Raw genomic sequence first — 25,505 nt, forward strand, 5'->3', positions numbered from 1 at the left:
ATTCACCCGTTATACTTTGACAGAACCATGGACCCGTTTGTGCCACCAAAGCCGAAGCTGTTGGTCATGACACTGTCCAGGCCTGCGTTTTCAACCACTTGAGTTGCAATTTCACCGGGCAGGATGCCTTCGGCAAGCGTGTCGACGTTGATCGACGGAGTAATAAAGTCATTGTCCAGCATCAGCAGGCAGAAGATGGCTTCCAGCGCGCCAGCAGCACCCTGTGCGTGGCCGGTCATCGACTTGGTCGATGAAATCGGCGGCACGTTGCCTTCGCCAAAGATGCGGCGGACTGCTTCGACCTCGCCCACATCGCCGACCGGGGTCGAGGTGCCGTGGGCGTTGATGTAACCGACCTTGCGGCCTTCGGGCAGGGTATCCAGCGCCAGACGCATCGCGCGCTCGCCGCCTTCACCCGAAGGGGCCACCATATCGTGCCCGTCCGAGGTAGCCGCATAGCCGGTAACTTCGGCGTAGATCTTGGCGCCGCGCGCCAGCGCGTGATCCAGATCCTCCAGCACGACGATGCCGCCGCCGCCGGAGATCACGAACCCGTCGCGATCCTGATCGAAGGCGCGCGAGGCTTTACTCGGCGTGTCATTGTATTTCGAGGACATCGCGCCCATCGCGTCAAACAGGCAGGACAGGGTCCAGTCCAGTTCCTCGCCGCCGCCAGCAAACATGACGTCCTGCTTGCCCAGCATGATCTGCTCTGCCGCGTTGCCGATACAGTGCAGCGAAGTCGAGCAAGCCGAGGTGATCGAGTAGTTGATGCCTTTGATTTTGAACGCAGTCGCAAGGTTCGCGGAAATCGTCGAACACATACATTTCGGAACCGCAAACGGCCCGATCCGCTTGGTCGCACCGGTTTTCAGCACCGTCTGATGTGCGGTCAGCATCGCACTGGTCGAAGGGCCTCCGGACCCTGCAACCAGACCGGTGCGCGGGTTCACCACCTGCTCTTCGGTCAAGCCAGCATCGGCAATCGCCTGGCTCATCGCGATATGAGCATAGGCGGCACCGGGTCCCATGAAGCGCAGGGTGCGCTTGTCCACATGCTCGGCCACGTCGATCTTCAGCGACCCGGCGATCTGGCTGCGAAAGCCGTGTTCGACCATTTGTTCATTGGCTTCGATGCCGGACTTGCCAGCCTTCAGCGAGGCCAGAACCTCTTCGGCATTGTTCCCGATGGAGGAGACAACTCCCAAACCGGTGACAACTACTCGACGCATGTGCGTGCTCCTTATTTCAGGCCGGTCCGGCTTAGGCTTCGGACAGAACGACTTTCATGTCTTTGACGTCGTAAATCATTTCGCCGTCCGCTTCGACGATACCATCCGCCACACCCATGGTCAGGCGGCGGGTCTGGATCGCCTTTTTGAAATCAATTTTATAGGTCAGCATTTTGCGGTCCGGGCGCACCATACCGGTCAGCTTGACCTCGCCCACGCCCACAGCCATGCCGCGCCCCTGCCAGCCACGCCAGCCAAGGTTGAATCCGGTCAGCTGCCACAGCCCATCCAGCCCCAGACAGCCGGGCATGATCGGATTGCCGGGGAAATGGCAGTCAAAGAACCAAAGGTCCGGTGTAATATCGAACTCGGCCAGAATGTGACCTTTTCCATGCGCGCCTCCATCGGCCGAGATGTCGGTGATCCGGTCCATCATCAGCATCGGCGGAGCAGGCAACTGCGCATTGCCGGGGCCGAATAATTCGCCTCGGGCGCATTTCAGCAGATCGTCCTTGTCAAAGCTGCTCGGGAATTGGGCCATTCTGCCGCCTCTCCTGCCAGGGGTCCGTTTCTTTAATCTGGCCTCACCTAGCACCCGTATGCAAGGTCCTGCAAGAGCGGTCGCCCACATCATGTTGTGTTCATGACATTCTTTGCGAATGAATTTCATTTGAAATTACCTGACCAGAGCACTTATATATAGATCAGCAACAATTGGGTTTCGGATTCATGACACCTCAAAGCCAGAGCAGAGCCACAAATTGGTTGGTCGACGCAGGATTGCGTCCGACGAGACAGCGTATGGCTTTGGCCGAACTGCTGGTCGGCGACGGCCTGCACCGCCACGTAACGGCGGAGAGCTTGTTTGAATCGGCGAAAAAGAACGGCGATGCTGTCTCTCTTGCAACGGTCTACAATACGCTGCGCGCGTTTTGCGAGGCCGGTGTTCTGCAGGAAATCACGGTAGACGGATCGAAAAGTTATTTCGACACCAACACCCATGATCACCCCCATTTCTTCTGGGAGGATGAGGGCCGTCTGAGCGATGCGCCTTCAGAGGAACTTGTGATTCAGCGGCTTCCCGAAGCCCCCGAAGGGGTCGAGATCGCCTCGGTCGACGTCGTGATCCGTTTGCGGAAGAAGTAACCTCACGTCACTATTACTGTCAGGGCGCGTTCGGCGACCGCAATTTGCGCGTCTGTTGGGCCTGTGCCGTGCCGAGCCAGCACCACCGGTTCGGCTGCAAACTTGTCAGAAATCGGCAAGCTCACCAGCGGCACCCCGTCATAGCTGACCTTGGTGGGTGGATTGGCATAGCTGATCGCAACGCCCTCGTTATGAGCCGCGAGGCTGCGCTGAATCTCTAGTGAAGCTGCACGGTGGGCCACTGTCGGGCTTTCTCCGATCTGACGAAACAGCCCCAGCACATGCTGCGCGGATAGGCCCTCGTCGGACAGGATCAGCGGGTAGGCGGCTACATCCTTTAGGGAAACCTCGCATTTGGCGGCCAGTGGATGATCCGGTGACAGAAGCGCGCGCGGAGAGCTGGTAAACAGTGTGTGCCGCGTAAAGGTTGCATCCATGCTCAGCCCATAGGTCAGTGCCAGATCGATCCGCCCGTCGATCAGGCCGGAAATCAGGCCTTCGAAACTGTCCACCCTGTAGGATACGGCCACATCCGGCATCTCGACGCGCAACTGACGTAGCGCACGGGCCAACAGAAAAGGGGCCAGATCGACGAAACAGCCCAGCCGCAGCCGCGCCTTGTCCGTGCTGGTGTCAGTGGCGTTTTCCAGACGTGCTGCGTTGGCCAGCAACGCCTCGGCCTCTTCGATAAAGCTGCGACCTTGCGGGGTCAGAGCCATGGCCGCGCCGCGCCTGCGGGCGAACAGGGGATAGCCTAGTTGTTCCTCAACTCGTGTCAGCGCGTTGGACAGCGCCGGTTGCGAAACGTTCAGATGCTGCGCAGCGGCGGACAGGCTCCCATGCCGTCCGATGGCGCAGACATATTCATATTGGCGCAGCGAGATATATAACATGAAGTTAAGTGTATCTTTGAAAGATATGACTTGAACAGAGGGCTTTCCCATGGGCAGATCACAGCATCCAAAGGCACGGAGACAGACATGACGCACCCTCTGGTCACGCAAGAGATGATCGACACCTATCAGCAGGACGGTGTCGTCCTGATCAAAGGGCTGTTCGCCGACCACGTCGATGCCCTGCGCGAGGGTGTCGCCGTGAATATGGCCGAGCCGGGCCCCTATGCGTCGGACAACAAGAAAGAAGGCCAGACCGGCCTGTTCTTTGATGATTACTGCAACTGGTCGCGGATTGATCAGTTCCGGGATGCAATTGAAAACTCTCCGGCGGCCGAGGTCGCGGCGGATCTGATGCAATCGCAGACCGTGCAGATGTTCCACGACCATGTGCTGGTCAAAGAGCCCGGCACGTCGATGGCGACCCCGTGGCATCAGGACGGTCCATATTATTTTGTCGAAGGGCAACAAACGATCAGCTTCTGGTCGCCTCTGGACCCGGTGAAACAGGCAACGCTACGTTGTGTTGCAGGCTCGCACCGGTGGGAGAAAGAGGTTCTGCCAACCCGTTGGGTCTCGGAAGAGGGCTTCTTCCCAGATGAAGGTCAGTACATCCCGGTCCCGGACCCGGATGCCGAAGGGATGAAGGTTGTGGAGTTCGAAATGGAACCGGGTGATGCAGTTGCCTTCAACTATCGCACTTTGCACGGCGCTCGTGGCAACCAATCCGACAGCCGCCGTCGGGCGTTCTCGCTGCGTCTGGTTGGGGATGATGCACGATATGTTGAACGCCCGGGCCGGACCTCACCGCCGTTTCCGGGTCATGACATGACCCCCGGCCAGCGCCTGCGTGAAGATTGGTTCCCAGTGCTGCTGCGGCGCTAGGGTCAGAACCACTGGCCCGATTCGATCAGCCCCAGATCGAGCAATTGGCCCGACGTCCACTGGAATGGAACCGAGTTGTGCCAGCAAAAGCTCGGGATGTCGAAGGTGGACCCGGCATTGCTTTTCAGCGCTTTGGCGGCGCGGAATGAGCACACGGCGGCCGTCATGTTGTGGTGCCACGGGCAGGAATAGGTGTTGTATTCCGGCTCGTCAAAGGTGTGATCGGGACGCAATTCCAAACCCTTGCGGGATTTAAACAGGGCGATCCGGTCGATACGACGGCGCTCGTATGGAATGTGATCCTCGAACCGCCAGCGCAGGCCGCCGGACATGTCCAGCTGTCGCTCGACCGGGTGGCCTTCGGCATTGTGGCGGGTGTGGGCGTAATAGCCCGTGCTGTCCAGCATCGCGCGGTCTGGGGCGACTCCGTTCGGATAGGCGTCCAGGTCGTCGGCATAGAGATCGACCACATGGCTCAGCATTGCGTTGCGGCGCTCTTCGGCGTGGAAGGCCAGCAACTCGCCGACCGTGCGGGTCTCGCAAAACGGAAAGAAAAGATATTCGGCGTTATAGCAGTAATACATCCAGATGCCGGGGGCAGCCTGTATGATTCTGTTGATGGTGTCGAAGACAACTGTGCTGGGCACGCAGGTCAGGCCGACGCGGTGAATGCGCTCGGACAGATCGGGGTCCAGCGCAAAATCCTGCGACATGAATGCGATGACGGATTTGAAACCCAGATGCAGATGATGCCGGATGGTGCTGTCGATCTCGACCATGTCTTCGGCAAAGATCAGGGCGACCGGGCCTTTGGCCAGCGCCGATTTGCCTGAGTTCAGGAAAACGTCGAGTGAGTCGTATTGCATTGCCTGTCCGGTTCCACTTTGCTGGAATCTTCGGCCAAAATCGGGTATCCGCCCCGGCATTGCAAGCGGCGTTCGTAAGGTATAGATGACGCCGATCCCGCGAACGCAAAGGCCATACTCATGTCAGAACCCAAAAAGCTGTACATCAAAACCTATGGTTGCCAGATGAACGTCTATGACAGTGAACGCATGTCCGAGACGCTGGGTGGGCAGGGATATGTGGAAACGCAAAGCCCCGATGACGCGGATATGATTCTGCTGAACACCTGCCATATTCGGGAAAAGGCTGCCGAAAAAGTCTATTCCGAGTTGGGTCGGTTTAAGGGTCTGAAAGCGGAAAAGCCCGATCTGAAGATTGGTGTGGCGGGATGCGTGGCGCAGGCTGAGGGCGAAGAGATTATGCGCCGTCAGCCGCTGGTCGATCTGGTTGTGGGCCCGCAAAGCTATCACCGGCTGCCCGAGATGGAGGCCAAGACCCGCACCGGCGCCAAGGCGTTGGACACGGATTTCCCCGAGGAAGACAAGTTCGAAAAGCTTAAGAACCGCCCCAAGGCCAAGCGCGGCCCGACCGCGTTCCTGACCGTTCAGGAAGGTTGTGACAAATTCTGCGCCTTCTGCGTGGTACCTTATACCCGTGGGGCCGAGGTCAGCCGTCCGGCAGATCGCATCATCCGCGAAGCCCACGATCTGGTCGAGCGTGGTGTGCGCGAGATCACTTTGCTGGGCCAGAACGTCAACGCCTATCACGGTGCTGGCGCGAATGGTGACATGACGCTAGCCGGTTTGATTTGGGAGTTAAACAAGGTTGATGGGTTAGAGCGCATCCGCTTTACCACCTCGCACCCCAACGACATGGCCGATGACTTGATCGAAGCACACGGAACCTGCGAAAAGCTGATGCCGTATCTGCATTTGCCGGTGCAGTCGGGTTCGGACCGTATTCTCAAGCGGATGAACCGTAGCCACACGGCCGAAAGTTATTTGCGCCTGATCGAGCGTATTCGCGCCGCGCGCCCGGATATCGTGATGTCTGGTGACTTCATCGTTGGTTTCCCCGAGGAGACCGAAGAGGATTTCCAGGCGACTATGGACTTGGTCGAAGAGGTTAAATACGGCTATGCCTATTCCTTCAAATACTCGACACGACCCGGTACGCCGGCGGCCGAGCGGCCTCAGGTTGAGCCTGCTGCGGCGGATGACCGCTTGCAACGTCTGCAGGCGCTGATCACGCAGCATCAGCGGGAAATTCAGGATGCGATGGTGGGGCGCACGGTAGGCGTTCTGTTTGAAAAATCCGGTCGCTTGCCCGGGCAAATGGTTGGAAAATCAGATTATTTGCACTCGGTCCACGTGTCGGATGCAGACGTCGCTGTTGGAGAGTTGAGGAAGGTCAAAATCACAGGCTCCGGGGCAAATTCGCTGGCGGGAGCATTGATCTGACTTGAGCGACGGGTGCTGTCAGAAAACCATAGTCGGCACTTGTTTCAAATTTTAACCCTTGATTCACAACCGAGAACTATGTTCCGAAAAAGGCCAGATTTTTTCAGGGTCTAGCGCGCGGCGCTCCTGAAAATCCAGTTCTGTGCCGGTCCGGCTATCGGGTTGGGACGATGGAGGTAACGAGTGGAAATTCTAACACGTTTTTTTGGACCGAGCCGCCGGGGTATTTTTTCGTCGGCGCTGGTGCTTTCGCTTCTTTCCAGCGCGACTGTTGCTGGTAACCTGGAACAGGGTGTGACAGATCCTCCGATCGTAAGCCCGAAGCGTTTCGGTAGCGATGTCAGCGCTTTTTATTTGGGCCTTAGTGGAGGTTACGCGACCAGCGGCACCGACCGATTCGGCCTGACGACCCCAAGCGGAACTTTCGAAGTCGGAGAACTTGACCTGACTGGCAACTACGGCGGTGTCCGTGGGGGCTGGCGTGGCGTTTTGCCGGCCGTCGGGGGGCGTGACTATGTCTATGGGTTCGAGCTTGGGTATGATTTTGGCACGCTCGAAGACGACGTCATGACGGATATCGGCAGCAATACTGTCACCGGCTCGTCCGAGGTTTCGGACATCTTGTCGGTTCGGTTTCGTAATGGTCTGACTAATAAAAGCGGTACAGTTTTGTACTTTGTTACGGTCGGATACGTGCAGGGGGACGTCAATACCACCAGCAGCCTGACGTCCGGTGCCACGACGCAACCTTTTGAAGACAGTGATACTCGGAACGGGTTTTCGGCAAGTATCGGTGCTGAGCACAGCCTGAGTGAGAACTGGTCGATCACGGGTGAATATGAATACGTGCAGTTCGACTCGCGCCGCGTCGAATTCAGCAATGGCTTCTCGACGAAATCCACACCGCGCTACCGCGGGTTGCGATTTGGACTGAACTACACGTTTTGATCAATTCCTTGCTTGGGGACGGTGCGATTGGGGCACGCTTCGGCGGTTTTGCCATCCGTTTCGGAAAATTTGAATCTGTGGCTTGCGCCCACCGAGACTTGTTGTCTACGCTCAGGGTGAAACGCCAAGACAGGAGAACGGATTGGCCATCGGTGCCCTTACCCCACCGCAAGATGACATGCCCCAGCGCGAGGCGTTTGTTGAATTCCCTGACAATCGGTTGTTGATTGATTTGTGCGGCGAGTATGACCGCAACCTGACCGAAATCGAACAAAAGCTGTCCGTCCAGATCGTCCGGCGCGGCAACCAATTAGTTGTCATGGGCGATGAGGATTCGCAAAAGCAGGCCATCGAAGTGCTGCAGGCGCTTTACACCCGTCTCGAAGGGGGGCGCGATGTCGAGGCCGCCGACGTGGATCGCGAGCTTCGGATGGGTGGCTCCGAGACCGGAACCGGCAGCCGTGATGGCGACCAGCTTGAGATGTTCAAGGGCGGCACGGTCGAAATCAAAACCCGCAAGAAACTGGTCGAGCCGCGCACGGATGCGCAAAAGACTTATGTCCAGTCGTTGTTCCAAAACGAGCTGGCCTTCGGGATCGGTCCCGCGGGCACCGGCAAGACCTATCTGGCTGTGGCCGTTGGCGTATCGATGTTCATCGGTGGGCATGTGGACCGGATCATCCTCAGCCGCCCTGCCGTCGAGGCTGGTGAAAAGTTGGGCTATCTGCCGGGCGATATGAAGGACAAGGTCGATCCTTACATGCAGCCGCTGTATGACGCGCTGAACGATTTCCTTCCCGGCAAACAGTTGGCCAAACTGATCGAAGAAAAACGAATCGAAATTGCTCCTCTGGCTTTCATGCGCGGACGGACGCTGGCCAATGCTTTTGTTGTGCTGGATGAGGCGCAGAACGCCACCACCATGCAGATGAAGATGTTCCTGACCCGTCTAGGTGAGGGCAGCCGCATGGTGATCACTGGTGATCGGTCGCAGGTGGACTTGCCGCGCGGTGTTCAGTCGGGTCTGGCGGATGCCGAGCGTTTGCTGAAAACCATCCCGAATATCAGCTTCAACTATTTCACATCGAAAGACGTGGTGCGTCACCCGCTTGTCGCCGCCATTATCGAAGCGTATGAGGCCGACTCAGGCCGTGAGACGGGGTAACCGTCCAGGGCCGCGGGCTTTGGGCGCAGTGACATGAACCTTGAAATAACGATCGAAGACGTCCGCTGGCAGGGGCTGGAGCCCTTGGCCACGCGGGCCATTGAGGCAGTTCTGGATCATTGCGATCTGGATGCAGACCTGTGTGAGATCAGCTTGCTGGCCTGCGATGACACCCGCATCACCGAGTTGAACGCGGAGTTTCGGGAGAAACCCACACCGACCAATGTACTCAGCTGGCCAGCCGAGGATTTGGTCGCCGACCAGCCGGGACAGGCTCCGCTGCCGCCCGAGCCGGACTTTACCGGTGAAATCGCTTTGGGGGATATCGCGGTTTCCTATGATACCTGCGCACGCGAGGCGGCCGAGGCGGGAAAGCCCATGGATGATCACGTCACACATCTGATTATTCACGGAACGTTACACTTGCTGGGATACGATCACATCCACGACGCAGACGCTGATTTGATGGAAGCGGCAGAGGTCGATATACTTGGCAAACTGGGTCTCGATGACCCATATAATGCGTAGACGGGCCATTAGGGCCGATTATTTGGAACAGGACTATGGGCGATACAGACGGCAGTTCTATGGCGGCGCAGAGCGCGCAACCAAAGAGCAGCGGTGACAATGTCAAAGAGAAACCCGGATTGTTTTCTCGACTAGTGGATGCGTTTTCTCCGCCAGACGAGGATGAAATCCACGTTGCGAACGGACACGAAGCCGACAAAGCGCAACCGCGCGGTATGATCAACCTGCGACGGATGCGGGTCGAAGACGTGGCCATTCCGACGGCCGAGATCATCTCGGTCCCCTCCACCATCACGAAAGACGAGTTGGCGCAGCTTTTCCGCGATAGCGGTCTGTCGCGGATACCAGTGTATGAAGGCACGCTGGATACGCCATTGGGGTTCGTCCACCTCAAGGATTTCGCGCTGACCCATGGGTTCAACGGCGGTGGCGCTGAATTTGATCTGGTTTCGATGCTGCGGACCTTGCTGTTCGTGCCGCCCTCGATGCCGATTGGTGTGCTGCTGACCAAGATGCAGACCGAGCGCCGCCACATGGCGTTGGTGATCGACGAATATGGCGGTGTTGATGGCCTGTTGACCATCGAAGACCTGATTGAACAGGTTGTTGGTGAAATTGCCGACGAACACGACGCCGACGAAGATCAACTTTGGGTTCAGGAAAAACCTGGTTGCTACATCGTTCAGGCCCGCGTCCCGCTTGAGGAATTCGAGGCCGAGATCGGGCGCTCACTGACAAGCCACGAGGATGTGGACGAGGAAGAGATCGACACCCTTGGCGGATTGGTCTTCATGCTGTCGGGCCGGGTGCCCGCACGCGGTGAGGTTGTCCTGCATCCCGAAGGCCCGGAATTTGAGGTGATCGACGCCGATCCGCGCCGGATCAAGCGATTGCGTGTCATGTTGCCGGATCTTGCTGCATGAACCCATCGCGGGGCTGGCCGTTTTGGTTAAGGTTCGTGCTGTCGGCGCTGTTGGGCGCGCTGGCAGCATTTGGCCTTGCGCCCTATGGTGTTTGGGCGGCGACGCTGATCGCTCTGGTGCTGCTGGCACCTCTATTCGTATCCACTGAGGCGCGCGGCCGAGCCGCATGGTTGGGTTGGGCTTTCGCCACCGGGTACTTTGCGCATGGGCTCAGCTGGATTACCGAGCCGTTTTTTGTGGATGCAGAGCGCCACGCTTGGATGGCCCCTTTTGCGTTGATCTTCATGGCCGGCGGGCTGGCCCTGTTCTGGGCGCTGGCCTTTTGGGCCACGAGGCGGCCGGATGAGGACAAAGTCAAACAAGCGATTTTCCTTGCGCTAGCCGTGTCTTTGGCCGAATGCGCCCGAGGCTATGTGCTGACGGGGTTCCCTTGGGCCGGTCTGGCACAGGTATGGGTCGACACGCCAGCGGCACAGCTATTGTCCCTGTTCGGGCCCTATGGCCTGGGCGCAATGACTCTACTCGCAACTCTGCCCTTAGGCGCGGCTTTAGCACAACGCGGAGGGTTTGCGTTGCCCTTGGCGCTGTTGGTTGGCACAGCCTGTCTGACGTTGGGCTATGCGGCCACGCGCCCTTCTGTTGCTGAGACCGACCACACCGTCCGCCTGATCCAGCCCAACGCCCCACAGCATCAGAAATGGGACCCAGATTACGCACCATTGTTTTTTGCACGCCAAATTGAGTTCACCGCCGCGCAACCCCGGCCCGACCTGATTGTCTGGCCGGAGACCTCGATCCCGGCCTGGCTGGGTAGCGCGCAGCCTTACCTGAACGCGGTTGCGGATGCGGCGCAGGGTGTTCCAGTGTTTCTGGGTATCCAGCGGGGAGACGGGCCACAAATCTACAACTCGATGATCTATCTGGACGAGATGGGCCAGCAACGGGGGCTTTATGACAAACACCACCTTGCGCCTTTTGGGGAATACGTGCCGCTGGGCAACCTTATGGCAAAATTCGGCATTCACGGGATGGCGACGACTGCTGGTCATGGCTTTAGCTCGGGGCCAGGGGCGGCGCTGATGGATGCCGGGAAGCTGGGGAAGGCACTGCCGCTGATTTGTTACGAGGCCGTGTTCACACAGGATGTCCTGTCCGCGCCCGGTCGTGCGGACTTCTTGCTACAGATCACCAACGACGCCTGGTTCGGTACACGGTCCGGCCCATACCAGCATCTGGCTCAGGCGCAGATGCGCGCGATCGAGCAGGGCCTGCCGATGATGCGATCCGCCAATACTGGAGTGTCGGCGATGATCGATCCTCTGGGGCGCATTGTGGATTCGCTGGCGTTGGGGCAGGCGGGTTTTGTGGATGCAAAACTGCCGGCGCCGTTTGCCCCGACCGTATACGCCCGGATCGGTGATATCCCAATCTTTACTCTGCTTGCGATTCTGTATGCGCTGCTTTGGCGCAACGTCCAGCGACAACAGTCTTAATTTCCGATTGACCCTTTGAAGTTGTGGGCGTATGCCCTCGCATGCCTGTCACAACGGCTTCCTGACGTGATGGGGAAATCTTATTGGAGCACTTTCATGTCCCGACAGAACTACACTTTTACTTCGGAATCTGTATCCGAAGGGCACCCGGATAAGGTTTGCGACCGCATTTCCGACGCCGTACTTGACGCATTTCTGAACGAAGAACCCGAAGCACGCGTTGCGTGCGAAACCTTTGCCACGACCGACCGTGTGGTGATTGGTGGCGAAGTAGGTCTGTCTGATCAGGAAAAGCTGCACGACTATATGGGCCGCATCGACGAGATCGCGCGCGCTTGTATCAAGGATATCGGCTACGAGCAGGATAAGTTCCACCACGAAACCGTCGAGGTGACGAACCTGCTGCACGAACAATCCGCTCATATCGCGCAGGGCGTGGATGCGGCAGAAGACAAAGACGAAGGCGCAGGCGACCAGGGCATCATGTTCGGTTACGCGACCACAGAAACCCCCGCGCTGATGCCGGCACCGATCCAGTACTCGCACGCGATTCTGCGTCGTCTGGCAGAAGTGCGCAAGAACGGCACCGAACCCGCGCTGGGCCCGGACGCGAAATCGCAGCTGTCGGTTGTGTACCGCGATGGCAAGCCGGTTGGCGTCAGCTCGATCGTGCTGTCGACCCAACACCTGGACGAGGCACTGACATCGGATGACATCCGCGCGATTGTTGAGCCCTATATCACCGAGACACTGCCCGAAGGCTGGCTGACCGCTGAAACCGAGTGGCACGTGAACCCCACCGGCAAGTTCGTGATTGGCGGCCCCGATGGTGATGCTGGCCTGACCGGCCGCAAGATCATTGTCGACACCTATGGCGGTGCCGCGCCGCATGGCGGCGGTGCGTTCTCGGGGAAAGACCCGACCAAGGTTGACCGTTCGGCTGCATATGCAGCGCGCTATCTGGCCAAGAACGTGGTCGCTGCAGGTATGGCGGAACGCTGCACCATTCAGCTGAGCTATGCGATTGGTGTGTCCAAGCCGCTGTCGATCTATGCCGACACGCACGGCACCGGTCAGATTGCGGACGCTCTGATCGAAACAGCCGTCGGCCAGGTGATGGACCTGACCCCGCGCGGCATTCGTGAGCACCTGCAGATGAACAAGCCGATCTATCAGCGTACTGCTGCTTATGGCCACTTCGGGCGCGAGCCCGACGCGGATGGCGGCTTTAGCTGGGAGCGTACCGATCTGGTCGACGCGCTGAAAGCGGCGGTCTGATCCGAAACCAAACAAAGCGCGCCGATTTCGGCGCGCTTTTCGATTTGGCCCCCGGGGTTGCAACGGTGCGGCCCGCGCAGTAAGGGCTCCGCCATGAGCACCCAGACACCCCAACGCCCCCGCAGAAACTTCTATGGCCGCTTCAAGGGCAAAACCCTGAAGCCCAGTCAAAAGACGTATCTGAACGAAGACCTCGACGCACTGTCACCCGGCGCGGTTGATTGGGAGAACAACCCGGAACGCCACCCGCTGGACCTGCAGGCGCTGTTCGGTGGCAAGGATGTCTGGCTTGAGGTCGGCTTTGGCGGTGGTGAGCATCTGGTGCATCAGGCCGCCAGCAATCCCGATATTGGGATCATCGGGGCTGAGCCTTATATCAACGGCGTCGCAATGCTGCTGGGCAAAATCCGTCAGGCCGGGGTCGAAAACTTAGCGGTGCATCCCGGCGATGCACGTGATCTTTTCGACGTTCTGCCTGAGGCCAGCATCTCGCGCGCCTTCCTGCTGTACCCCGACCCGTGGCCCAAGACCCGGCACCACCGCCGCCGTTTTGTCACGCCCGAGCATCTGGAGCCGCTGGCGCGCGTGCTGAAACCGGGGTCAATCTTTCGCGTGGCCACGGACATTCCCGACTATGTCCGCCAGACGCTGGAGGAAGTGCCGCGAGCAGGGTTCGAATGGCTGGCCGAGCGACCGACAGATTGGCGTGAGCCTTGGGATGACTGGATTTCCACCCGGTATGAGCAGAAGGCCCTGCGCGAAGGCCGCACACCGCATTACCTGACGTTCCGCAAAATCTGACCGCTAGGGCTTGGGATCGCGCAGGCTGGGAAAGGCGCGGCCTTTGGTGAACCATGCCAATCCGAACGCCCAAAGCGCGATGGTTTCTACAAAAAACGTCATGTTGTAGGACTTCCACCCCGACTGGCTGCCTTCGCCGGAAAAGGCGACGATACCCAGAACCAGAACGCAGGCCAGAATCGTGATGCCGCACCACGCATACCGCGTATTGCGGCGCCTTTTGGTCGGGATCATCTGCCCGTCTTTTATGTGACGCTCGGGAACCACGCGACGTAGAACGAATAGGCAATAGAGGCCCAAATAGATAAACAGGATGCCGGCGGCCCAGGCGTGTAAATGCGGGGCGCTGGAAAACAGAGTAAAGAACGCGTCTGGATCAGGGGCTGACAGGTCAGGCGGAGGCGTTTGGTTCACGTCGGCAAAGATCCGTGACTTGAAGCTCACGGGTTCTTCGCAGCCAGATCCGCTTGTAGGGAAAACGGCGACAAAACACGCGCCAATGCCAGCGATCAAGGACCCGACATCCTCAAGCGGATGATCTCCGGTATAGGCAATCAGAAAGCCACCGATAAAAATTAAGCAGCCTACGAAAATGGCCCCCAGAAATTGGGCGTAATAAAAGTGGCTGATGCTGTCGCGAAAACAGCTACCACCAAATACCGCACCTCCGGCCAGAATGATCGGCAGGCCAAAGGCAACGAGGCCGACCAGAAAGGCCAGCCGCATCTGCAGAACGCTGTCAGTCTTTAGCGGGTCTTTGGGTTGAAAGTACTTTTCTGTTCCGCTGGAAAGCATGGACTGAAGTTGCGACATGAGAAATGACCTCGGACAGTGAATTGCGGAAAACAAATGAACTCGCCCTGAATTCGCCCATTGTAGCCCGTAAATCCCTGATCACCCAAATCCTGCTTGCTACGGTGGTCGTATTGCGGCTGGACCAAGCCGCCCCAATTCGCTAATCGGCTTGGGCACTGATAGCGAAAACAGGAGCCCCCATGTCCGGACACGGCACGCCCATCCCGATGACCTCGCATCCCTGCGGCCCGCTGACCGGCACGGCAGAGGTGCCCGGCGACAAGTCGATCTCGCACCGCTCGCTGATCCTTGGCGCGATGGCGGTGGGTGAGACGAAGATTTCCGGCCTTTTGGAGGGCGAGGATGTCCTGGACACCGCCAAGGCGATGCGCGCCTTTGGCGCCGAGGTTACCGATCACGGCGGCGGTGAATGGACTGTTCACGGGGTTGGTGTCGGCGGCTTTGCCGAACCGGATCAGGTGATCGACTGCGGCAACTCTGGCACCGGCGTGCGACTGATCATGGGCGCAATGGCGACCTCGCCCATCACGGCGACATTCACAGGCGATGCCAGCCTGAACAAACGCCCGATGGCGCGGGTGACCGATCCGCTGGAGCTGTTTGGCACGCAATCGGTTGGCCGTTCCGGTGGACGCCTGCCGATGACCATCGTCGGCGCGGCAGAGCCAGTGCCAGTCCGTTACGAAGTGCCGGTCCCGTCGGCACAGGTAAAATCCGCTGTGCTGCTGGCTGGTCTGAACGCGCCGGGCAAGACCGTCGTGATTGAGAAAGAGGCCACCCGTGACCATTCGGAGCGGATGCTGGCCGGATTTGGCGCAGAAATCACCGTTGAAGATACCGATGAAGGCCGGGTGATCACTCTGACCGGTCGCCCTGAACTAAAACCGCAAGTCATTGCCGTGCCGCGTGATCCGTCCAGCGCGGCTTTCCCGGTCTGCGCGGCGCTGATCACGCCGGGTTCGGACGTTTTGGTGCCCGGTATCGGTCTGAACCCCACCCGCGCGGGTCTGTTCACCACGCTGCGTGAAATGGGGGCCGATCTGACCTATGAAAACGAACGCGAAGAGGGCGGCGAGCCGGTTGCCGATCTGCGCGCGAAATACTCGCCCAACATGAAGGGCATCAACGTGCCGCCGGAACGTGCGGCCTCGATGATCGACGAATACCCGGTTCTGTCCGTGGTTGCCGCCAACGCCACCGGCACGACGATGATGGGAGGCGTAAAAGAGCTGCGCGTCAAGGAAAGCGACCGGATCGACGCCATGGCCCGCGGGCTGCGTGCCAACGGCGTGACCGTGGACGAGGGTGAGGAATGGTGGTCGGTTAACGGGCTTGGTATCGGCAACGTCCCCGGCGGCGGCACCTGCGAGAGCTTTCTGGACCACCGCATCGCCATGTCGTTCATGGTGATGGGCATGGGCTCGAAAACCCCGGTTTCCGTGGATGACGGCGGTCCGATCGCGACCTCGTTCCCGATTTTCGAACCGCTGATGGCGTCTTTGGGCGCCAAGGTCGAACGCACGTGAGCTTTACGGTCGCCATTGACGGCCCTGCTGCGGCGGGTAAAGGCACGATCTCGAAAGGCGTTGCTGCGCATTTCGGGTTTGCGCATCTGGATACGGGGTTGCTCTACCGTGCGGTTGGGCGTCGGACGCTGGATGGCACCGATCCTGTCGAGGCCGCGCAGGCGTTGACGGCTGAGGAACTGGAGCAGGGCGATCTGCGCACGGCCGAAATTGCGCAGGCGGCGTCGAAAGTGGCCGTGATCCCCGAGGTCCGCGCGGCCTTGGTGGATTTCCAGCGCGCGTTTGCCCGTCGGGCAGGTGGCGCAGTTCTGGACGGTCGCGATATCGGGACGGTGATCTGCCCCGAGGCCGAGGTGAAGTTGTTCGTCACCGCCAGCGCCGAGGTCCGGGCCGAGCGGCGTTTTCTGGAACTGAACGCCAAGGGTTCAGACGTGACACGCGAACAGGTTCTGGCTGACGTTCGTGAACGTGACGCGCGGGATGCCGAACGCAGCACCGCGCCGATGAAACCTGCTGACGATGCCGTTCAGCTGGACACATCCGATCTGAGTATCGAGGCGGCGCTGGCTCGGGCCGTGGCCTTCATCGAAAAGAAAAAGCCCGCGACAGCTTAGCGCCGCAGGCTTTCAGGATTACAATTCACCAACGGCGATGCTTTTGATATTCGCCCACTGATTGTCAGCGGTTTTAGCCGTGGCAGCCACGTCTTTCAGGAAGGCCGCGCGGGTTTCGGCGTTCAGGAACAGGTACAGCTTGCCATCCGCGACCAGATACTGATCCGGGTCTCCATCGAACTTCTTGCCCACCGACACACCGAACGAGCAGAACCCGCCATGCTGCGGCAGATAGGCGGCGGGGTTGGCCTCGAACGCTTCGCGGTTTGCGGCGCTGGTAAAGTAGTAAGATGCGCCGTCATAGGTCGCAGAATGAGTGGCAAAACCTTCGACCGGGTTGCCGTCATTCACCAGTGCAACCAAATCTACGCCATGCGCTGCCAGCGGCGCGCCTGCGGCCGAGATACCGTTCGAGACGTTGATCTCATCTGCGGCAAAGGCCGGGGCCGCGACCAAGGGCAGGGCGGCGATGAGGGCGGTCAGAACCAGAGACTTCATTGGAATTTCCTTTCCTGTTCAGGTTTGGATCAGCCGGGTGGCCAATCGCTGAAACATAGGTAGAGGGGCGGTTCTGAACGGGCTATCGCAGGAAGCCCGACAAATCTTGCAGATCGTTCGAACCTGCGACCGCGTGCAGAATCCTCATCACCAAGCTTTGTTTGGTCAGCCTGTCAGGCGACCCCTATTGTTGGGGCATAGCCTGCAGGAGAGATGCGATGATCCGACTAGCCCTAACGCTGATTTTTCTGGCCGGAGGTCTGGCCGCTCAAGAAGCCGAGCCGCCAATGGACTATGAACGTCTGGGCAATATCATTTTTGCGCTTGATCCTGAGGCGCAGCCCTTTGGGCCTGGGTTCGAGCTGACGGTTGCTGATGTGACGGTGCTGGTTGTCACCGATACCAATGCGGACCGAATGCGCGCCATGGTGCCAATTGGCAGCGCCGCAGATTTGTCACCTGAGGACCTGCAACGCATGATGCAGGCAAATTTCGACAGCACGCTGGACGCACGGTATGCGATAGCCAACGGCACCTTATGGGCTGCGTTTATCCACCCGTTGTCGCCGCTGAAGAAAGACCAGTTAATCTCGGGGCTGGCACAGACGGTGAATATCGCAAAAACCTATGGCACCTTGTATACCGGTGGCGCCGCCGAGTTCGGAGGCGGCGACAGTCAGGATCTGCAGCGTGACCTGATCGAAGAGCTTCTGAAAAAAGGCGAGGAAATCTGACCCTCTTCCGGATTTTGTTCTTTTCTCATAGGTGAAGAGGGTGTGCGGCACTGTTTCCTTGAAACGTGCCGTGCGTTTGTTCGGCAGCGCGAGTTTTGTCTGCGCAAAAGTTGCAAGTCATAGGCTCTAGCTGAACGTAGGAAAGCTGCTATGGTTTCCTGAAAGCCAAAAAAGGGAAGGCTGCTCTACAACCCCAAAAATGGGGGAGGCAGTCATAAAATTCCCACAAGCCAACAGGGACCAATAATATGAACAATCGTTTGGGCAAGATAACTATCGTGGGTGGAGGTACGGCGGGTTGGATGACCGCGCTAATACTGGACATGGTGTTCTCCCGTACTTCTGGGCCAAAGGATCGACCGCGCATCTGCCTGATCGAAAGCCCCAATATCTCGACCGTCGGCGTGGGTGAGGCCACGGTGCCACGCATGCCGGTCACCCTTCGACAGGCTGGTATCGCCGAGCGGGATTTCTTTCGCGAGACAAACGCATCCTTCAAGCTGGGTGTGAAATTCTGCAACTGGAACAAGGATGCCAAGGGGAACCGGATCGACTATGTGAACCCCTTTGCCCACGGTCAGATGTTAGAGGGGCTGGACGCTGCCGAGTATTTCCTACGCTTTGGCAACGGGGATCGGGATTTCACACAGTCAATCTCGCCGCATGACCATCTGGGCCGCCTGTGCAAGGGTGCGCGGCAGTTGGGGCAGCCCGAGTTCGAGCAACGATTTGGCTATGCCTACCACCTGGATGCCGTGAAATTCGCGGGTATGCTGACCAGAGTTTGCACAAGCCGCGGCGTTGAGCACATTCAGGACGAGGTGCAAGCGGTCGAGCTGGACGAGCAAGGCAATGTCAGCCACCTGATGCTAGAGCGAAAAGGCCGTCATGACGTCGAGATGGTTATCGATTGTACCGGGTTCCGCGGCTTGATCATCAATCAGGCGCTGGGTGAACCGTTTATGGATTATTCGGACTACCTGCCCAACGACCGCGCCATGGCTTTGCAGGTCGAACATCCCGATCCGGAAAAGATCGAAAGCCTTACGCGATCGACCGCACTTGGGGCCGGTTGGACGTGGCGGGTGCCGCTGTATAACCGGGTGGGCACGGGCTATGTGTTCTCATCGGCGCACCGAACTGATGATCAGGCCGCCGATGAGTACCTTGAATGGCTGGGCGACAGCGGCAAGGGTCTGACACCGCGGGTGATCCCAATGCGCGTTGGTCGCGTGCGCAATGCCTGGGTCAAGAACTGTGTAGCGATTGGCCTGTCCGGAGGGTTCATCGAGCCGTTGGAAAGCACCGCGATCCATATGATCGATCACGCAGTACGCTGGTTCGCCGAACACTTGCCAACGAAAGATATCGAGCCGTCACTGCGGGCAAGATACAACCGTCAGATGGACAAGATGTACAACGAGGTACTGGAGTTCATCTGTCTGCATTATAAGTTGGGCAACCGCACTGACGACCAATATTGGATCGACGCGCGGACTCAGATGAAGGTGCCGGATCGGCTGGCTGAGAACCTCGAGTTGTGGCAGCACCGCCTGCCCATAGACCACGACGTCGAGTTTGCCACGCTGTTTGACCATCGCGTTTACCAGACGGTTCTACTGGGCAAGCAGGTCTATGATACCGGCTATGGTCCGGGCATCCGTGATCGCCTGCGCCCATTGAAGAAACCGATTTGGTTCCAGGGTATGAAACGCGCCAAAATGGACCTTGCTCAGATCGTCAAGACAATGCCGGACCACAAGACGCTGCTGCGCGATATTCGCGGAGAGCTGAAGAAACCAGCTTTCGGCATGGCTGCGGCGATGCAGCCGACGGTGGCGATGCCGGGTACAAAACCGGCACCCGTAGCGGTTCAGAACATGCCAAATTTTGCAGAAATCCAAAGCGGGGCGAAAGATTTGCAGCTCTTCTAAGGTGTTCGTAGCGGCTAAACTGGGGGAATTCGACACGATTTTCCCCCAGCTTTGCAAGCGGGGCGCGCGGGTCCTGCGCTGTCAAACTTTGTAAGTTAGGTCGCTCGCAACCCTAATAACTTGCAGCCACTTGGCGAACCCGCTATAGAGCGCGCGTCGACAAGGCGATTTGAGCCATAAAACAATGAGACGAGCAGGGTCGGAAGCAACCGGCCCTCTTTGTTTTGTGGCATATGTCAGGTCGTCTGACCAATCCATTAAGACCGGCGGAGACAACCGCTCGGCCAGCAAAAACGTTATGTAAAGGAAAACAACGCCACATGGCTAACGCATCCATGGAGGAATTCGAAGCCCTCCTGAATGAAAGCTTCGAAATGGACACACCCGAAGAGGGTTCTGTTGTCAAAGGCAAGGTTCTGGCGATCGAAGCCGGCCAAGCCATCATCGACGTAGGCTACAAAATGGAAGGCCGCGTTGATCTGAAAGAATTCGCAAATCCTGGCGAAGCCCCTGAAATCGCTGTAGGCGACGAGGTAGAAGTTTACCTGCGCGCCGCAGAAAACGCCCGTGGCGAAGCTGTCATCTCGCGTGAGATGGCCCGCCGTGAAGAGGCATGGGACCGTCTGGAAAAAGCATATGCCGACGACCAGCGCGTCGAAGGTGCAATCTTTGGCCGCGTCAAAGGTGGCTTCACCGTCGATCTGGGTGGCGCAGTTGCGTTCCTGCCCGGCTCGCAGGTTGACGTGCGCCCCGTGCGCGACGCTGGCCCGCTGATGGGTCTGAAGCAGCCGTTCCAGATCCTGAAAATGGACCGTCGCCGTGGCAACATCGTTGTTTCGCGTCGCGCTATCCTGGAAGAATCGCGTGCCGAGCAGCGTGCTGAAGTTATCGGCAACCTGTCCGAAGGTCAGACCGTCGAGGGTGTCGTCAAGAACATCACCGAATACGGTGCATTTGTTGACCTGGGCGGCGTTGACGGCCTGCTGCACGTCACCGACATGGCATGGCGCCGTGTGAACCACCCGTCCGAGATCCTGACGATCGGCGAAACCATCAAGGTTCAGGTCATCAAGATCAACAAAGAGACCCACCGCATCAGCCTGGGCATGAAGCAGCTGCAGGAAGATCCGTGGGATCTGGTTGCTGCCAAGTACCCGCTGGGCTCGGTCCATCAGGGTCGCGTCACCAACATCACCGATTACGGCGCGTTCGTCGAGCTGGAAGCCGGTGTCGAAGGTCTGGTGCACGTGTCCGAGATGTCCTGGACCAAGAAAAACGTCCATCCCGGCAAGATCGTTTCGACCAGCCAGGAAGTCGACGTCATGGTTCTGGAAATCGACGGTGCCAAGCGTCGCGTGTCTCTGGGCCTCAAGCAGACTCAGCGCAACCCGTGGGAAGTGTTTGCAGAAACGCACCCCGAGGGCACGCAGGTCGAAGGCGAAGTCAAGAACATCACCGAATTCGGTCTGTTCATTGGCCTCGAAGGCGACATCGACGGCATGGTTCACCTGTCGGACCTGTCGTGGGACGAGCGTGGCGAGGATGCGATCCAGAACTACCGCAAAGGCGACATGGTTTCGGCCGTTGTCTCGGAAGTTGACGTTGAAAAAGAGCGTATCTCGCTGTCGATCAAAGCCCTGGGCGGTGACAAGTTCGCCGAAGCCGTGGGCGGCGTGAAGCGTGGCTCGGTCATCACCGTTGAAGTGACTGCTATCGAAGATGGCGGCATCGAAGTGGAATACGAAGGCATGAAATCCTTCATCCGCCGCTCCGACCTGTCGCGTGACCGTGCCGAACAGCGCCCCGAGCGTTTCTCGGTCGGTGACAAGGTCGACGTCCGCGTCACCAATGTCGACAGCAAAACCCGTCGTCTGGGCCTTTCGATCAAGGCACGCGAGATCGCCGAAGAGAAAGAGGCCGTGGAACAGTACGGTTCCTCCGACTCGGGCGCATCGCTGGGCGATATCCTGGGTGCAGCGCTGAAGTCGGGCGACTAAGCCCGGACCTCAGCCTTAGCCGAATTTACGGCCCCGCGTACCCGCGCGGGGCCGTTTTTGTTGCGAATCAATATGTTCCGATTTCCGGGCTAAATTGACCTAACGTACGCTCTTTTTGAGACGAAACCCCGAGAACAAGCGAAAAATCGCGCGGTTTCGCTGCAAAATGAAGGCTTTGCACATAGAGTTTACGTTCCCCCGATCAGACTTTTTTCCTATACTGTTCAGAACAATAGAGATTGTTAACCGGTCGCCTGGGAGGGTAGCACTCATGATCCGTTCAGAACTGATTCAGAAAATCGCCGACGAGAACCCGCATCTTTATCAACGCGACGTCGAGCGGATCGTGAATACCGTGTTCGAAGAAGTGACGGATGCCATGGCGCGTGGTGACCGTGTCGAACTGCGTGGCTTTGGCGCCTTTTCCGTCAAACAGCGCGACGCGCGGGTAGGGCGCAATCCCCGCACCGGCGAAACCGTTCAGGTCGAAGAAAAATGTGTGCCGTTTTTCAAAACTGGTAAGTTGCTTAGGGATCGATTGAACGGTAAAGCCTAAGCCATGATGCGCTACCTTCGATATGCTTTTCTGGCGATCCTCGGGATCGTACTTATTTCCGTTTCTCTAGCCAACCGGGAATCGGTTCAGCTTTCGCTGATGCCGGAACCTTTTGCGGAGCTTGTGGGTTTTAACCTGAGCACGTCGCTGCCGCTGTTCGTGGTGGTGCTGGGCGGTGTGGTTGCGGGCCTGATTATCGGCTTCCTGTGGGAATGGCTGCGCGAACATAAGCACCGCCGGGATGCGTCGGCTAAGAAAAGCGAAGTACGCAAGCTTGAGCGTGAAGTTAAGAAGCTCAAGAAAAAGCAGAACGAAGGTCAGGACGAAGTTCTGGCTCTGCTGGACGAAGCCAGCTGAGGCAAACCAATGCCCCAAGAAGCAAGTGTCAAAATCTGCGGTCTGACCGCCCCTGATCACGTGCGCGCGGCCGCTGAGGCTGGCGCGCGCTATGTCGGGTTTGTGTTCTTCCCGAAATCGCCGCGGCATGTGGAACCTGAGGCCGCTGCCGGACTGGCGCATCTGGTGCCCGCCGGGATCGCCAAGGTCGCGCTGACCGTCAACGCATCGGATGAGGAACTGGACCGAATTGTAGCCAGTGTGCCGTTGGACATGTTGCAGCTGCACGGCAAGGAAAGCCCGGATCGCGTGGCCGAGGTTCGCGAACGGTTTGGTCTGCCCGTGATGAAAGCCATCGGCGTGGCCGAGGCCGAGGATCTAGCGGCAATCGACCAGTACTCTGAGGTCGCGGACCAACTTCTGATCGACGCCAAGCCACCGCGCAACGCCGAGCTGCCGGGTGGCAACGGGCTGGCTTTCGACTGGCGTCTGTTGGCCGGACGTAAGTACTGGCGCCGTCCGTGGATGTTGGCCGGGGGGCTGACGCCTGACAACGTGGCCGAAGCCATACGTATGACCGGCGCCCGTCAGGTTGATGTGTCTTCGGGTGTTGAAAGCGCACCCGGCGTTAAGGATGCTGCTCTGATCCGCGCCTTTATCGACGCTACCCGGTGATCTGATCGCTGAGTGCCCGCGTATCCCCGTTAGGGGAGGGCGCAGCAATGCTCGCAGCGATTGGCGGAGTTTCATTGAAACGGTGGTATCACGGGCCGGAGTTCTTCTGGCGTGCGCGTCAGGCGATGCTGCAGGCGCGCGGTGATCCACTCTGCATGAAGGTGGAAGTCTTCCCGCATAAAGGGCTCTATTTCTCGCTTAGTGTCTGGCACGATGCCGAGGCGATGCTGACCTTCGCCCATTCGGGTCCGCACCGTCGTGTCGTGCAGGCGGCGGCGCGTCTGGCCGAGGTCAATGAGTTTCATCACTTCCCCTGCATCGCTGTACCCAGCAGGGATCAGGCGTTGCAGGTTTGGGCACAGCGTGTTCAAGCGGCGGAATGATACGTTTTGCCATGGCAAATCCCGCCGCCACCTCCTATGAACAACGAATACGACGATGGAGACACCCATGGCCAACGATCTTTTCAATTCCTTCATGTCCGGCCCCGACGAACAGGGCCGCTTTGGCATCTTCGGCGGGCGGTTTGTCAGCGAAACGCTGATGCCCCTGATCCTGTCTCTGGAAGAGGAATATGAGAAGGCCAAGGACGATCCCACCTTCTGGGCCGAAATGGACGATCTGTGGGCGAATTATGTGGGTCGCCCCTCGCCGCTGTATTACGCGGAACGCCTGACCGAGCATCTTGGCGGTGCCAAGATTTACCTAAAGCGGGATGAGCTGAACCACACCGGCGCGCATAAGATCAATAACGTTCTGGGCCAGATCATTCTGGCGCGGCGCATGGGCAAGACCCGGATCATCGCGGAAACCGGGGCAGGGCAGCACGGCGTGGCAACGGCCACGGTCTGTGCCAAGTTCGGCCTGAAATGCGTGGTTTATATGGGCGCGCATGACGTACAGCGTCAGGCCCCGAACGTGTTCCGGATGCGCTTGCTGGGCGCAGAGGTGATTCCGGTGACCTCTGGCCGTGGCACGCTGAAAGACGCGATGAACGATGCGCTGCGCGATTGGGTGACCAATGTGCGTGATACGTTCTACTGCATAGGCACCGTGGCCGGGCCGCACCCGTATCCGGCGATGGTGCGTGACTTCCAATCTATCATCGGCAAGGAAGCCAAGGAACAGATGATGAAGGCCGAGGGCCGTCTGCCCGACACGATTATCGCCGCCATTGGTGGTGGCTCGAACGCGATGGGCTTGTTCTACCCGTTCCTCGACGACAAGGACGTCAACATCATCGGCGTTGAGGCTGGTGGTAAGGGCGTGAACGAAAAGATGGAGCACTGCGCCTCGCTGACCGGTGGTCGTCCGGGCGTACTGCACGGTAACCGCACCTACCTGCTGCAGGATGACGATGGCCAGATTCTTGAAGGCTATTCGATCTCGGCCGGTCTGGACTATCCGGGCATTGGGCCCGAGCATTCCTGGCTGAACGACATTGGCCGCGCCAACTATGTCTCGATCACCGATAAAGAGGCGCTTGAGGCGTTCCAGCTGTGCTGCGCAACCGAAGGCATCATCCCGGCTCTGGAACCGTCCCACGCGCTGGCCCACGTCATGAAGATCGCGCCCGACCTGCCTAAAGACCACCTGATCTGCATGAACATGTGCGGACGCGGTGACAAGGACGTGCAGACCGTGGCCAAATATCTGAACTTCGACATGTCGGATACCGAAGGCCGTACCGCCGATTGACCAAGCGGTAAATTTTGAAATTTCTGAAAAGAGCGGCGCGCCTTTGACGGGTGCGCCGCTTTGTTTTTGACATGCGGCCTTTTCGAATATTGCGCGGCTGGGTAACTTTGTTGCGCGACCGCCACAGGTGCGTATCAGCGGTACAAAAAAATATTGAGCGAATCCAGACCCTTCGCCTAAACCCGCCGTTACCGGTCAAAACGGGCCGGACCCTAGCGGGCAGAGGTGATCACTCTCCCGGTGCGGACGGCACTGCCGAAACCGTATGCCAGGGCCGAAACCGGGGATTGGTATGCTTTGTAGCTCAATTGGATAGAGCAACAGATTCAGGTTCTGTGAGCGAAGGTTCGATTCCTTCCAAAGCCGCAAGTGTAGCTCAATGGTAGAGTAATCGACTGCGAATCGATGTGTTGCGGGTTCGAATCCCGTCATTTGAAAAAACGCTGTTAAGTCAGCACCGGCCTTCAACGCCGGCCCGTGAAAACGGTCCAAAACATATGGGTCCGGGTGTTCCCCAGCAGGG

General features: G+C 58.6%; 26 protein-coding genes, 2 tRNA genes and 1 riboswitch. Of the genes, 22 read left to right on the forward strand and 6 right to left on the reverse strand.

Annotated features, from left to right (window positions below; translation table 11 throughout):
* Positions 1-2 precede the first annotated feature (2 nt).
* Both fabB and fabA read right to left on the reverse strand, forming a co-directional pair.
* Positions 3-1,232: a beta-ketoacyl-ACP synthase I gene (gene fabB / locus ACXAGD_RS03330; protein ID WP_475208476.1), complete on the reverse strand. Its 1,230-nt coding sequence runs from the start codon at positions 1,230-1,232 to the stop codon at positions 3-5.
* 31 nt (positions 1,233-1,263) lie between these two features.
* Positions 1,264-1,773, reverse strand: a complete 510-nt coding sequence (gene fabA / locus ACXAGD_RS03335) for a bifunctional 3-hydroxydecanoyl-ACP dehydratase/trans-2-decenoyl-ACP isomerase (RefSeq protein ID WP_058279458.1) — start codon at positions 1,771-1,773, stop codon at positions 1,264-1,266.
* A 188-nt stretch (positions 1,774-1,961) separates the two neighbouring features.
* On the opposite strand from fabA, the gene irrA reads away from it, so the two are divergent.
* Complete coding sequence (gene irrA, locus ACXAGD_RS03340; protein WP_475208478.1) at positions 1,962-2,378, forward strand: iron response transcriptional regulator IrrA; 417 nt, start codon at positions 1,962-1,964, stop codon at positions 2,376-2,378.
* A gap of 2 nt (positions 2,379-2,380) precedes the next feature.
* Here the strand turns inward: irrA and ACXAGD_RS03345 are convergent, their stop codons facing one another.
* Complete coding sequence (locus ACXAGD_RS03345; RefSeq protein ID WP_475208479.1) at positions 2,381-3,271, reverse strand: LysR family transcriptional regulator; 891 nt, start codon at positions 3,269-3,271, stop codon at positions 2,381-2,383.
* A gap of 87 nt (positions 3,272-3,358) precedes the next feature.
* On the opposite strand from ACXAGD_RS03345, the gene ACXAGD_RS03350 reads away from it, so the two are divergent.
* Positions 3,359-4,156 (forward strand): phytanoyl-CoA dioxygenase family protein, encoded by a 798-nt coding sequence (locus tag ACXAGD_RS03350; RefSeq protein WP_475208481.1) that lies wholly within the window; start codon positions 3,359-3,361, stop codon positions 4,154-4,156.
* A 2-nt stretch (positions 4,157-4,158) separates the two neighbouring features.
* Here the strand turns inward: ACXAGD_RS03350 and ACXAGD_RS03355 are convergent, their stop codons facing one another.
* Positions 4,159-5,022: a hypothetical protein gene (locus ACXAGD_RS03355; protein ID WP_475208483.1), complete on the reverse strand. Its 864-nt coding sequence runs from the start codon at positions 5,020-5,022 to the stop codon at positions 4,159-4,161.
* A gap of 120 nt (positions 5,023-5,142) precedes the next feature.
* Here ACXAGD_RS03355 and miaB point away from each other — a divergent pair, with 120 nt between their 5' ends.
* The 8 genes from miaB (at position 5,143) to trmB (ending at position 13,598) form a co-directional block, all read left to right on the forward strand.
* The gene (miaB, locus tag ACXAGD_RS03360) at positions 5,143-6,462 is read left to right on the forward strand and encodes a tRNA (N6-isopentenyl adenosine(37)-C2)-methylthiotransferase MiaB (RefSeq protein ID WP_475208485.1); all 1,320 of its coding nucleotides are present in this window, start codon (positions 5,143-5,145) and stop codon (positions 6,460-6,462) included.
* 294 nt (positions 6,463-6,756) lie between these two features.
* Positions 6,757-7,410, forward strand: coding sequence for an outer membrane protein (locus ACXAGD_RS03365; RefSeq protein WP_475208486.1), 654 nt, complete (start codon positions 6,757-6,759; stop codon positions 7,408-7,410).
* 142 nt (positions 7,411-7,552) lie between these two features.
* Positions 7,553-8,575, forward strand: a complete 1,023-nt coding sequence (locus ACXAGD_RS03370; RefSeq protein ID WP_475208487.1) for a PhoH family protein — start codon at positions 7,553-7,555, stop codon at positions 8,573-8,575.
* Positions 8,576-8,608: 33 nt separating this feature from the next.
* A complete protein-coding gene (gene ybeY, locus ACXAGD_RS03375; RefSeq protein WP_475208490.1) occupies positions 8,609-9,103 on the forward strand; it encodes an rRNA maturation RNase YbeY in 495 nt (164 codons plus the stop codon).
* 35 nt (positions 9,104-9,138) lie between these two features.
* Positions 9,139-10,026, forward strand: coding sequence for a hemolysin family protein (locus tag ACXAGD_RS03380; RefSeq protein WP_475208491.1), 888 nt, complete (start codon positions 9,139-9,141; stop codon positions 10,024-10,026).
* Entirely contained in the window at positions 10,023-11,519 is a 1,497-nt protein-coding gene (gene lnt, locus ACXAGD_RS03385) for an apolipoprotein N-acyltransferase (protein WP_475208492.1), read from the forward strand. Before ACXAGD_RS03380 ends, lnt begins: the two co-directional genes overlap by 4 nt.
* 42 nt (positions 11,520-11,561) lie before the next feature.
* A riboswitch (SAM-SAH riboswitch) is annotated at positions 11,562-11,610 on the forward strand.
* 5 nt (positions 11,611-11,615) lie between these two features.
* The gene (gene metK, locus ACXAGD_RS03390; protein WP_475208493.1) at positions 11,616-12,797 is read left to right on the forward strand and encodes a methionine adenosyltransferase; all 1,182 of its coding nucleotides are present in this window, start codon (positions 11,616-11,618) and stop codon (positions 12,795-12,797) included.
* Between the two features lie 93 nt (positions 12,798-12,890).
* Positions 12,891-13,598, forward strand: coding sequence for a tRNA (guanine(46)-N(7))-methyltransferase TrmB (gene trmB / locus ACXAGD_RS03395; RefSeq protein WP_475208494.1), 708 nt, complete (start codon positions 12,891-12,893; stop codon positions 13,596-13,598).
* 3 nt (positions 13,599-13,601) lie between these two features.
* Here the strand turns inward: trmB and ACXAGD_RS03400 are convergent, their stop codons facing one another.
* Positions 13,602-14,411 (reverse strand): hypothetical protein, encoded by an 810-nt coding sequence (locus ACXAGD_RS03400; RefSeq protein ID WP_475208495.1) that lies wholly within the window; start codon positions 14,409-14,411, stop codon positions 13,602-13,604.
* A 182-nt stretch (positions 14,412-14,593) separates the two neighbouring features.
* Between ACXAGD_RS03400 and aroA the strand changes: the two genes are divergently transcribed.
* Both aroA and cmk read left to right on the forward strand, forming a co-directional pair.
* Complete coding sequence (gene aroA, locus ACXAGD_RS03405; RefSeq protein WP_475208496.1) at positions 14,594-15,940, forward strand: 3-phosphoshikimate 1-carboxyvinyltransferase; 1,347 nt, start codon at positions 14,594-14,596, stop codon at positions 15,938-15,940.
* Positions 15,937-16,554, forward strand: a complete 618-nt coding sequence (gene cmk, locus ACXAGD_RS03410; RefSeq protein ID WP_475208497.1) for a (d)CMP kinase — start codon at positions 15,937-15,939, stop codon at positions 16,552-16,554. Before aroA ends, cmk begins: the two co-directional genes overlap by 4 nt.
* Before the next feature lie 18 nt (positions 16,555-16,572).
* On the opposite strand, the gene ACXAGD_RS03415 is transcribed toward cmk, so the two are convergent.
* On the reverse strand, positions 16,573-17,052 hold the full coding sequence (locus ACXAGD_RS03415) for a YHS domain-containing (seleno)protein (protein WP_475208498.1): 480 nt from the start codon (positions 17,050-17,052) through the stop codon (positions 16,573-16,575).
* 218 nt (positions 17,053-17,270) lie between these two features.
* Here ACXAGD_RS03415 and ACXAGD_RS03420 point away from each other — a divergent pair, with 218 nt between their 5' ends.
* From ACXAGD_RS03420 to ACXAGD_RS03465, 10 genes are all read left to right on the forward strand, one after another.
* Complete coding sequence (locus ACXAGD_RS03420; RefSeq protein ID WP_475208499.1) at positions 17,271-17,786, forward strand: hypothetical protein; 516 nt, start codon at positions 17,271-17,273, stop codon at positions 17,784-17,786.
* 248 nt (positions 17,787-18,034) lie between these two features.
* On the forward strand, positions 18,035-19,720 hold the full coding sequence (locus tag ACXAGD_RS03425) for a tryptophan halogenase family protein (protein WP_475208500.1): 1,686 nt from the start codon (positions 18,035-18,037) through the stop codon (positions 19,718-19,720).
* A 320-nt stretch (positions 19,721-20,040) separates the two neighbouring features.
* Positions 20,041-21,717 (forward strand): 30S ribosomal protein S1, encoded by a 1,677-nt coding sequence (gene rpsA / locus ACXAGD_RS03430; RefSeq protein ID WP_170326968.1) that lies wholly within the window; start codon positions 20,041-20,043, stop codon positions 21,715-21,717.
* A 271-nt stretch (positions 21,718-21,988) separates the two neighbouring features.
* On the forward strand, positions 21,989-22,273 hold the full coding sequence (gene ihfB, locus ACXAGD_RS03435; protein WP_037310872.1) for an integration host factor subunit beta: 285 nt from the start codon (positions 21,989-21,991) through the stop codon (positions 22,271-22,273).
* 6 nt (positions 22,274-22,279) lie between these two features.
* Entirely contained in the window at positions 22,280-22,630 is a 351-nt protein-coding gene (locus tag ACXAGD_RS03440; RefSeq protein WP_475212481.1) for a lipopolysaccharide assembly protein LapA domain-containing protein, read from the forward strand.
* 9 nt (positions 22,631-22,639) lie between these two features.
* On the forward strand, positions 22,640-23,284 hold the full coding sequence (locus tag ACXAGD_RS03445) for a phosphoribosylanthranilate isomerase (protein WP_475208501.1): 645 nt from the start codon (positions 22,640-22,642) through the stop codon (positions 23,282-23,284).
* A gap of 47 nt (positions 23,285-23,331) precedes the next feature.
* The gene (locus ACXAGD_RS03450; RefSeq protein ID WP_475208502.1) at positions 23,332-23,667 is read left to right on the forward strand and encodes a hypothetical protein; all 336 of its coding nucleotides are present in this window, start codon (positions 23,332-23,334) and stop codon (positions 23,665-23,667) included.
* 67 nt (positions 23,668-23,734) lie between these two features.
* Entirely contained in the window at positions 23,735-24,982 is a 1,248-nt protein-coding gene (gene trpB, locus ACXAGD_RS03455) for a tryptophan synthase subunit beta (RefSeq protein ID WP_475208503.1), read from the forward strand.
* Positions 24,983-25,276: 294 nt separating this feature from the next.
* Positions 25,277-25,348, forward strand: a tRNA-Leu gene (locus tag ACXAGD_RS03460).
* Positions 25,349-25,419 (forward strand) — tRNA-Arg (locus ACXAGD_RS03465).
* Positions 25,420-25,505 lie beyond the last annotated feature (86 nt).

The sequence above is a fragment of the Ruegeria sp. ABF4_144 genome (genome assembly GCF_056160045.1).

What these genes read in the sequence shown, in the direction of transcription:
- fabB (WP_475208476.1), bottom strand. Translation starts at nt 1,232, where the DNA reads ATGCGTCGAGTAGTTGTCACCGGTTTGGGAGTTGTCTCCTCCATCGGG.
- fabA (WP_058279458.1), bottom strand. Translation starts at nt 1,773, where the DNA reads ATGGCCCAATTCCCGAGCAGCTTTGACAAGGACGATCTGCTGAAATGC.
- irrA (WP_475208478.1), top strand. Translation starts at nt 1,962, where the DNA reads ATGACACCTCAAAGCCAGAGCAGAGCCACAAATTGGTTGGTCGACGCA.
- ACXAGD_RS03345 (WP_475208479.1), bottom strand. Translation starts at nt 3,271, where the DNA reads ATGTTATATATCTCGCTGCGCCAATATGAATATGTCTGCGCCATCGGA.
- ACXAGD_RS03350 (WP_475208481.1), top strand. Translation starts at nt 3,359, where the DNA reads ATGACGCACCCTCTGGTCACGCAAGAGATGATCGACACCTATCAGCAG.
- ACXAGD_RS03355 (WP_475208483.1), bottom strand. Translation starts at nt 5,022, where the DNA reads ATGCAATACGACTCACTCGACGTTTTCCTGAACTCAGGCAAATCGGCG.
- miaB (WP_475208485.1), top strand. Translation starts at nt 5,143, where the DNA reads ATGTCAGAACCCAAAAAGCTGTACATCAAAACCTATGGTTGCCAGATG.
- ybeY (WP_475208490.1), top strand. Translation starts at nt 8,609, where the DNA reads ATGAACCTTGAAATAACGATCGAAGACGTCCGCTGGCAGGGGCTGGAG.
- ACXAGD_RS03380 (WP_475208491.1), top strand. Translation starts at nt 9,139, where the DNA reads ATGGGCGATACAGACGGCAGTTCTATGGCGGCGCAGAGCGCGCAACCA.
- lnt (WP_475208492.1), top strand. Translation starts at nt 10,023, where the DNA reads ATGAACCCATCGCGGGGCTGGCCGTTTTGGTTAAGGTTCGTGCTGTCG.
- metK (WP_475208493.1), top strand. Translation starts at nt 11,616, where the DNA reads ATGTCCCGACAGAACTACACTTTTACTTCGGAATCTGTATCCGAAGGG.
- trmB (WP_475208494.1), top strand. Translation starts at nt 12,891, where the DNA reads ATGAGCACCCAGACACCCCAACGCCCCCGCAGAAACTTCTATGGCCGC.
- ACXAGD_RS03400 (WP_475208495.1), bottom strand. Translation starts at nt 14,411, where the DNA reads ATGTCGCAACTTCAGTCCATGCTTTCCAGCGGAACAGAAAAGTACTTT.
- aroA (WP_475208496.1), top strand. Translation starts at nt 14,594, where the DNA reads ATGTCCGGACACGGCACGCCCATCCCGATGACCTCGCATCCCTGCGGC.
- ACXAGD_RS03415 (WP_475208498.1), bottom strand. Translation starts at nt 17,052, where the DNA reads ATGAAGTCTCTGGTTCTGACCGCCCTCATCGCCGCCCTGCCCTTGGTC.
- ACXAGD_RS03420 (WP_475208499.1), top strand. Translation starts at nt 17,271, where the DNA reads ATGATCCGACTAGCCCTAACGCTGATTTTTCTGGCCGGAGGTCTGGCC.
- ACXAGD_RS03425 (WP_475208500.1), top strand. Translation starts at nt 18,035, where the DNA reads ATGAACAATCGTTTGGGCAAGATAACTATCGTGGGTGGAGGTACGGCG.
- rpsA (WP_170326968.1), top strand. Translation starts at nt 20,041, where the DNA reads ATGGCTAACGCATCCATGGAGGAATTCGAAGCCCTCCTGAATGAAAGC.
- ihfB (WP_037310872.1), top strand. Translation starts at nt 21,989, where the DNA reads ATGATCCGTTCAGAACTGATTCAGAAAATCGCCGACGAGAACCCGCAT.
- ACXAGD_RS03440 (WP_475212481.1), top strand. Translation starts at nt 22,280, where the DNA reads ATGCGCTACCTTCGATATGCTTTTCTGGCGATCCTCGGGATCGTACTT.
- ACXAGD_RS03445 (WP_475208501.1), top strand. Translation starts at nt 22,640, where the DNA reads ATGCCCCAAGAAGCAAGTGTCAAAATCTGCGGTCTGACCGCCCCTGAT.
- ACXAGD_RS03450 (WP_475208502.1), top strand. Translation starts at nt 23,332, where the DNA reads ATGCTCGCAGCGATTGGCGGAGTTTCATTGAAACGGTGGTATCACGGG.
- trpB (WP_475208503.1), top strand. Translation starts at nt 23,735, where the DNA reads ATGGCCAACGATCTTTTCAATTCCTTCATGTCCGGCCCCGACGAACAG.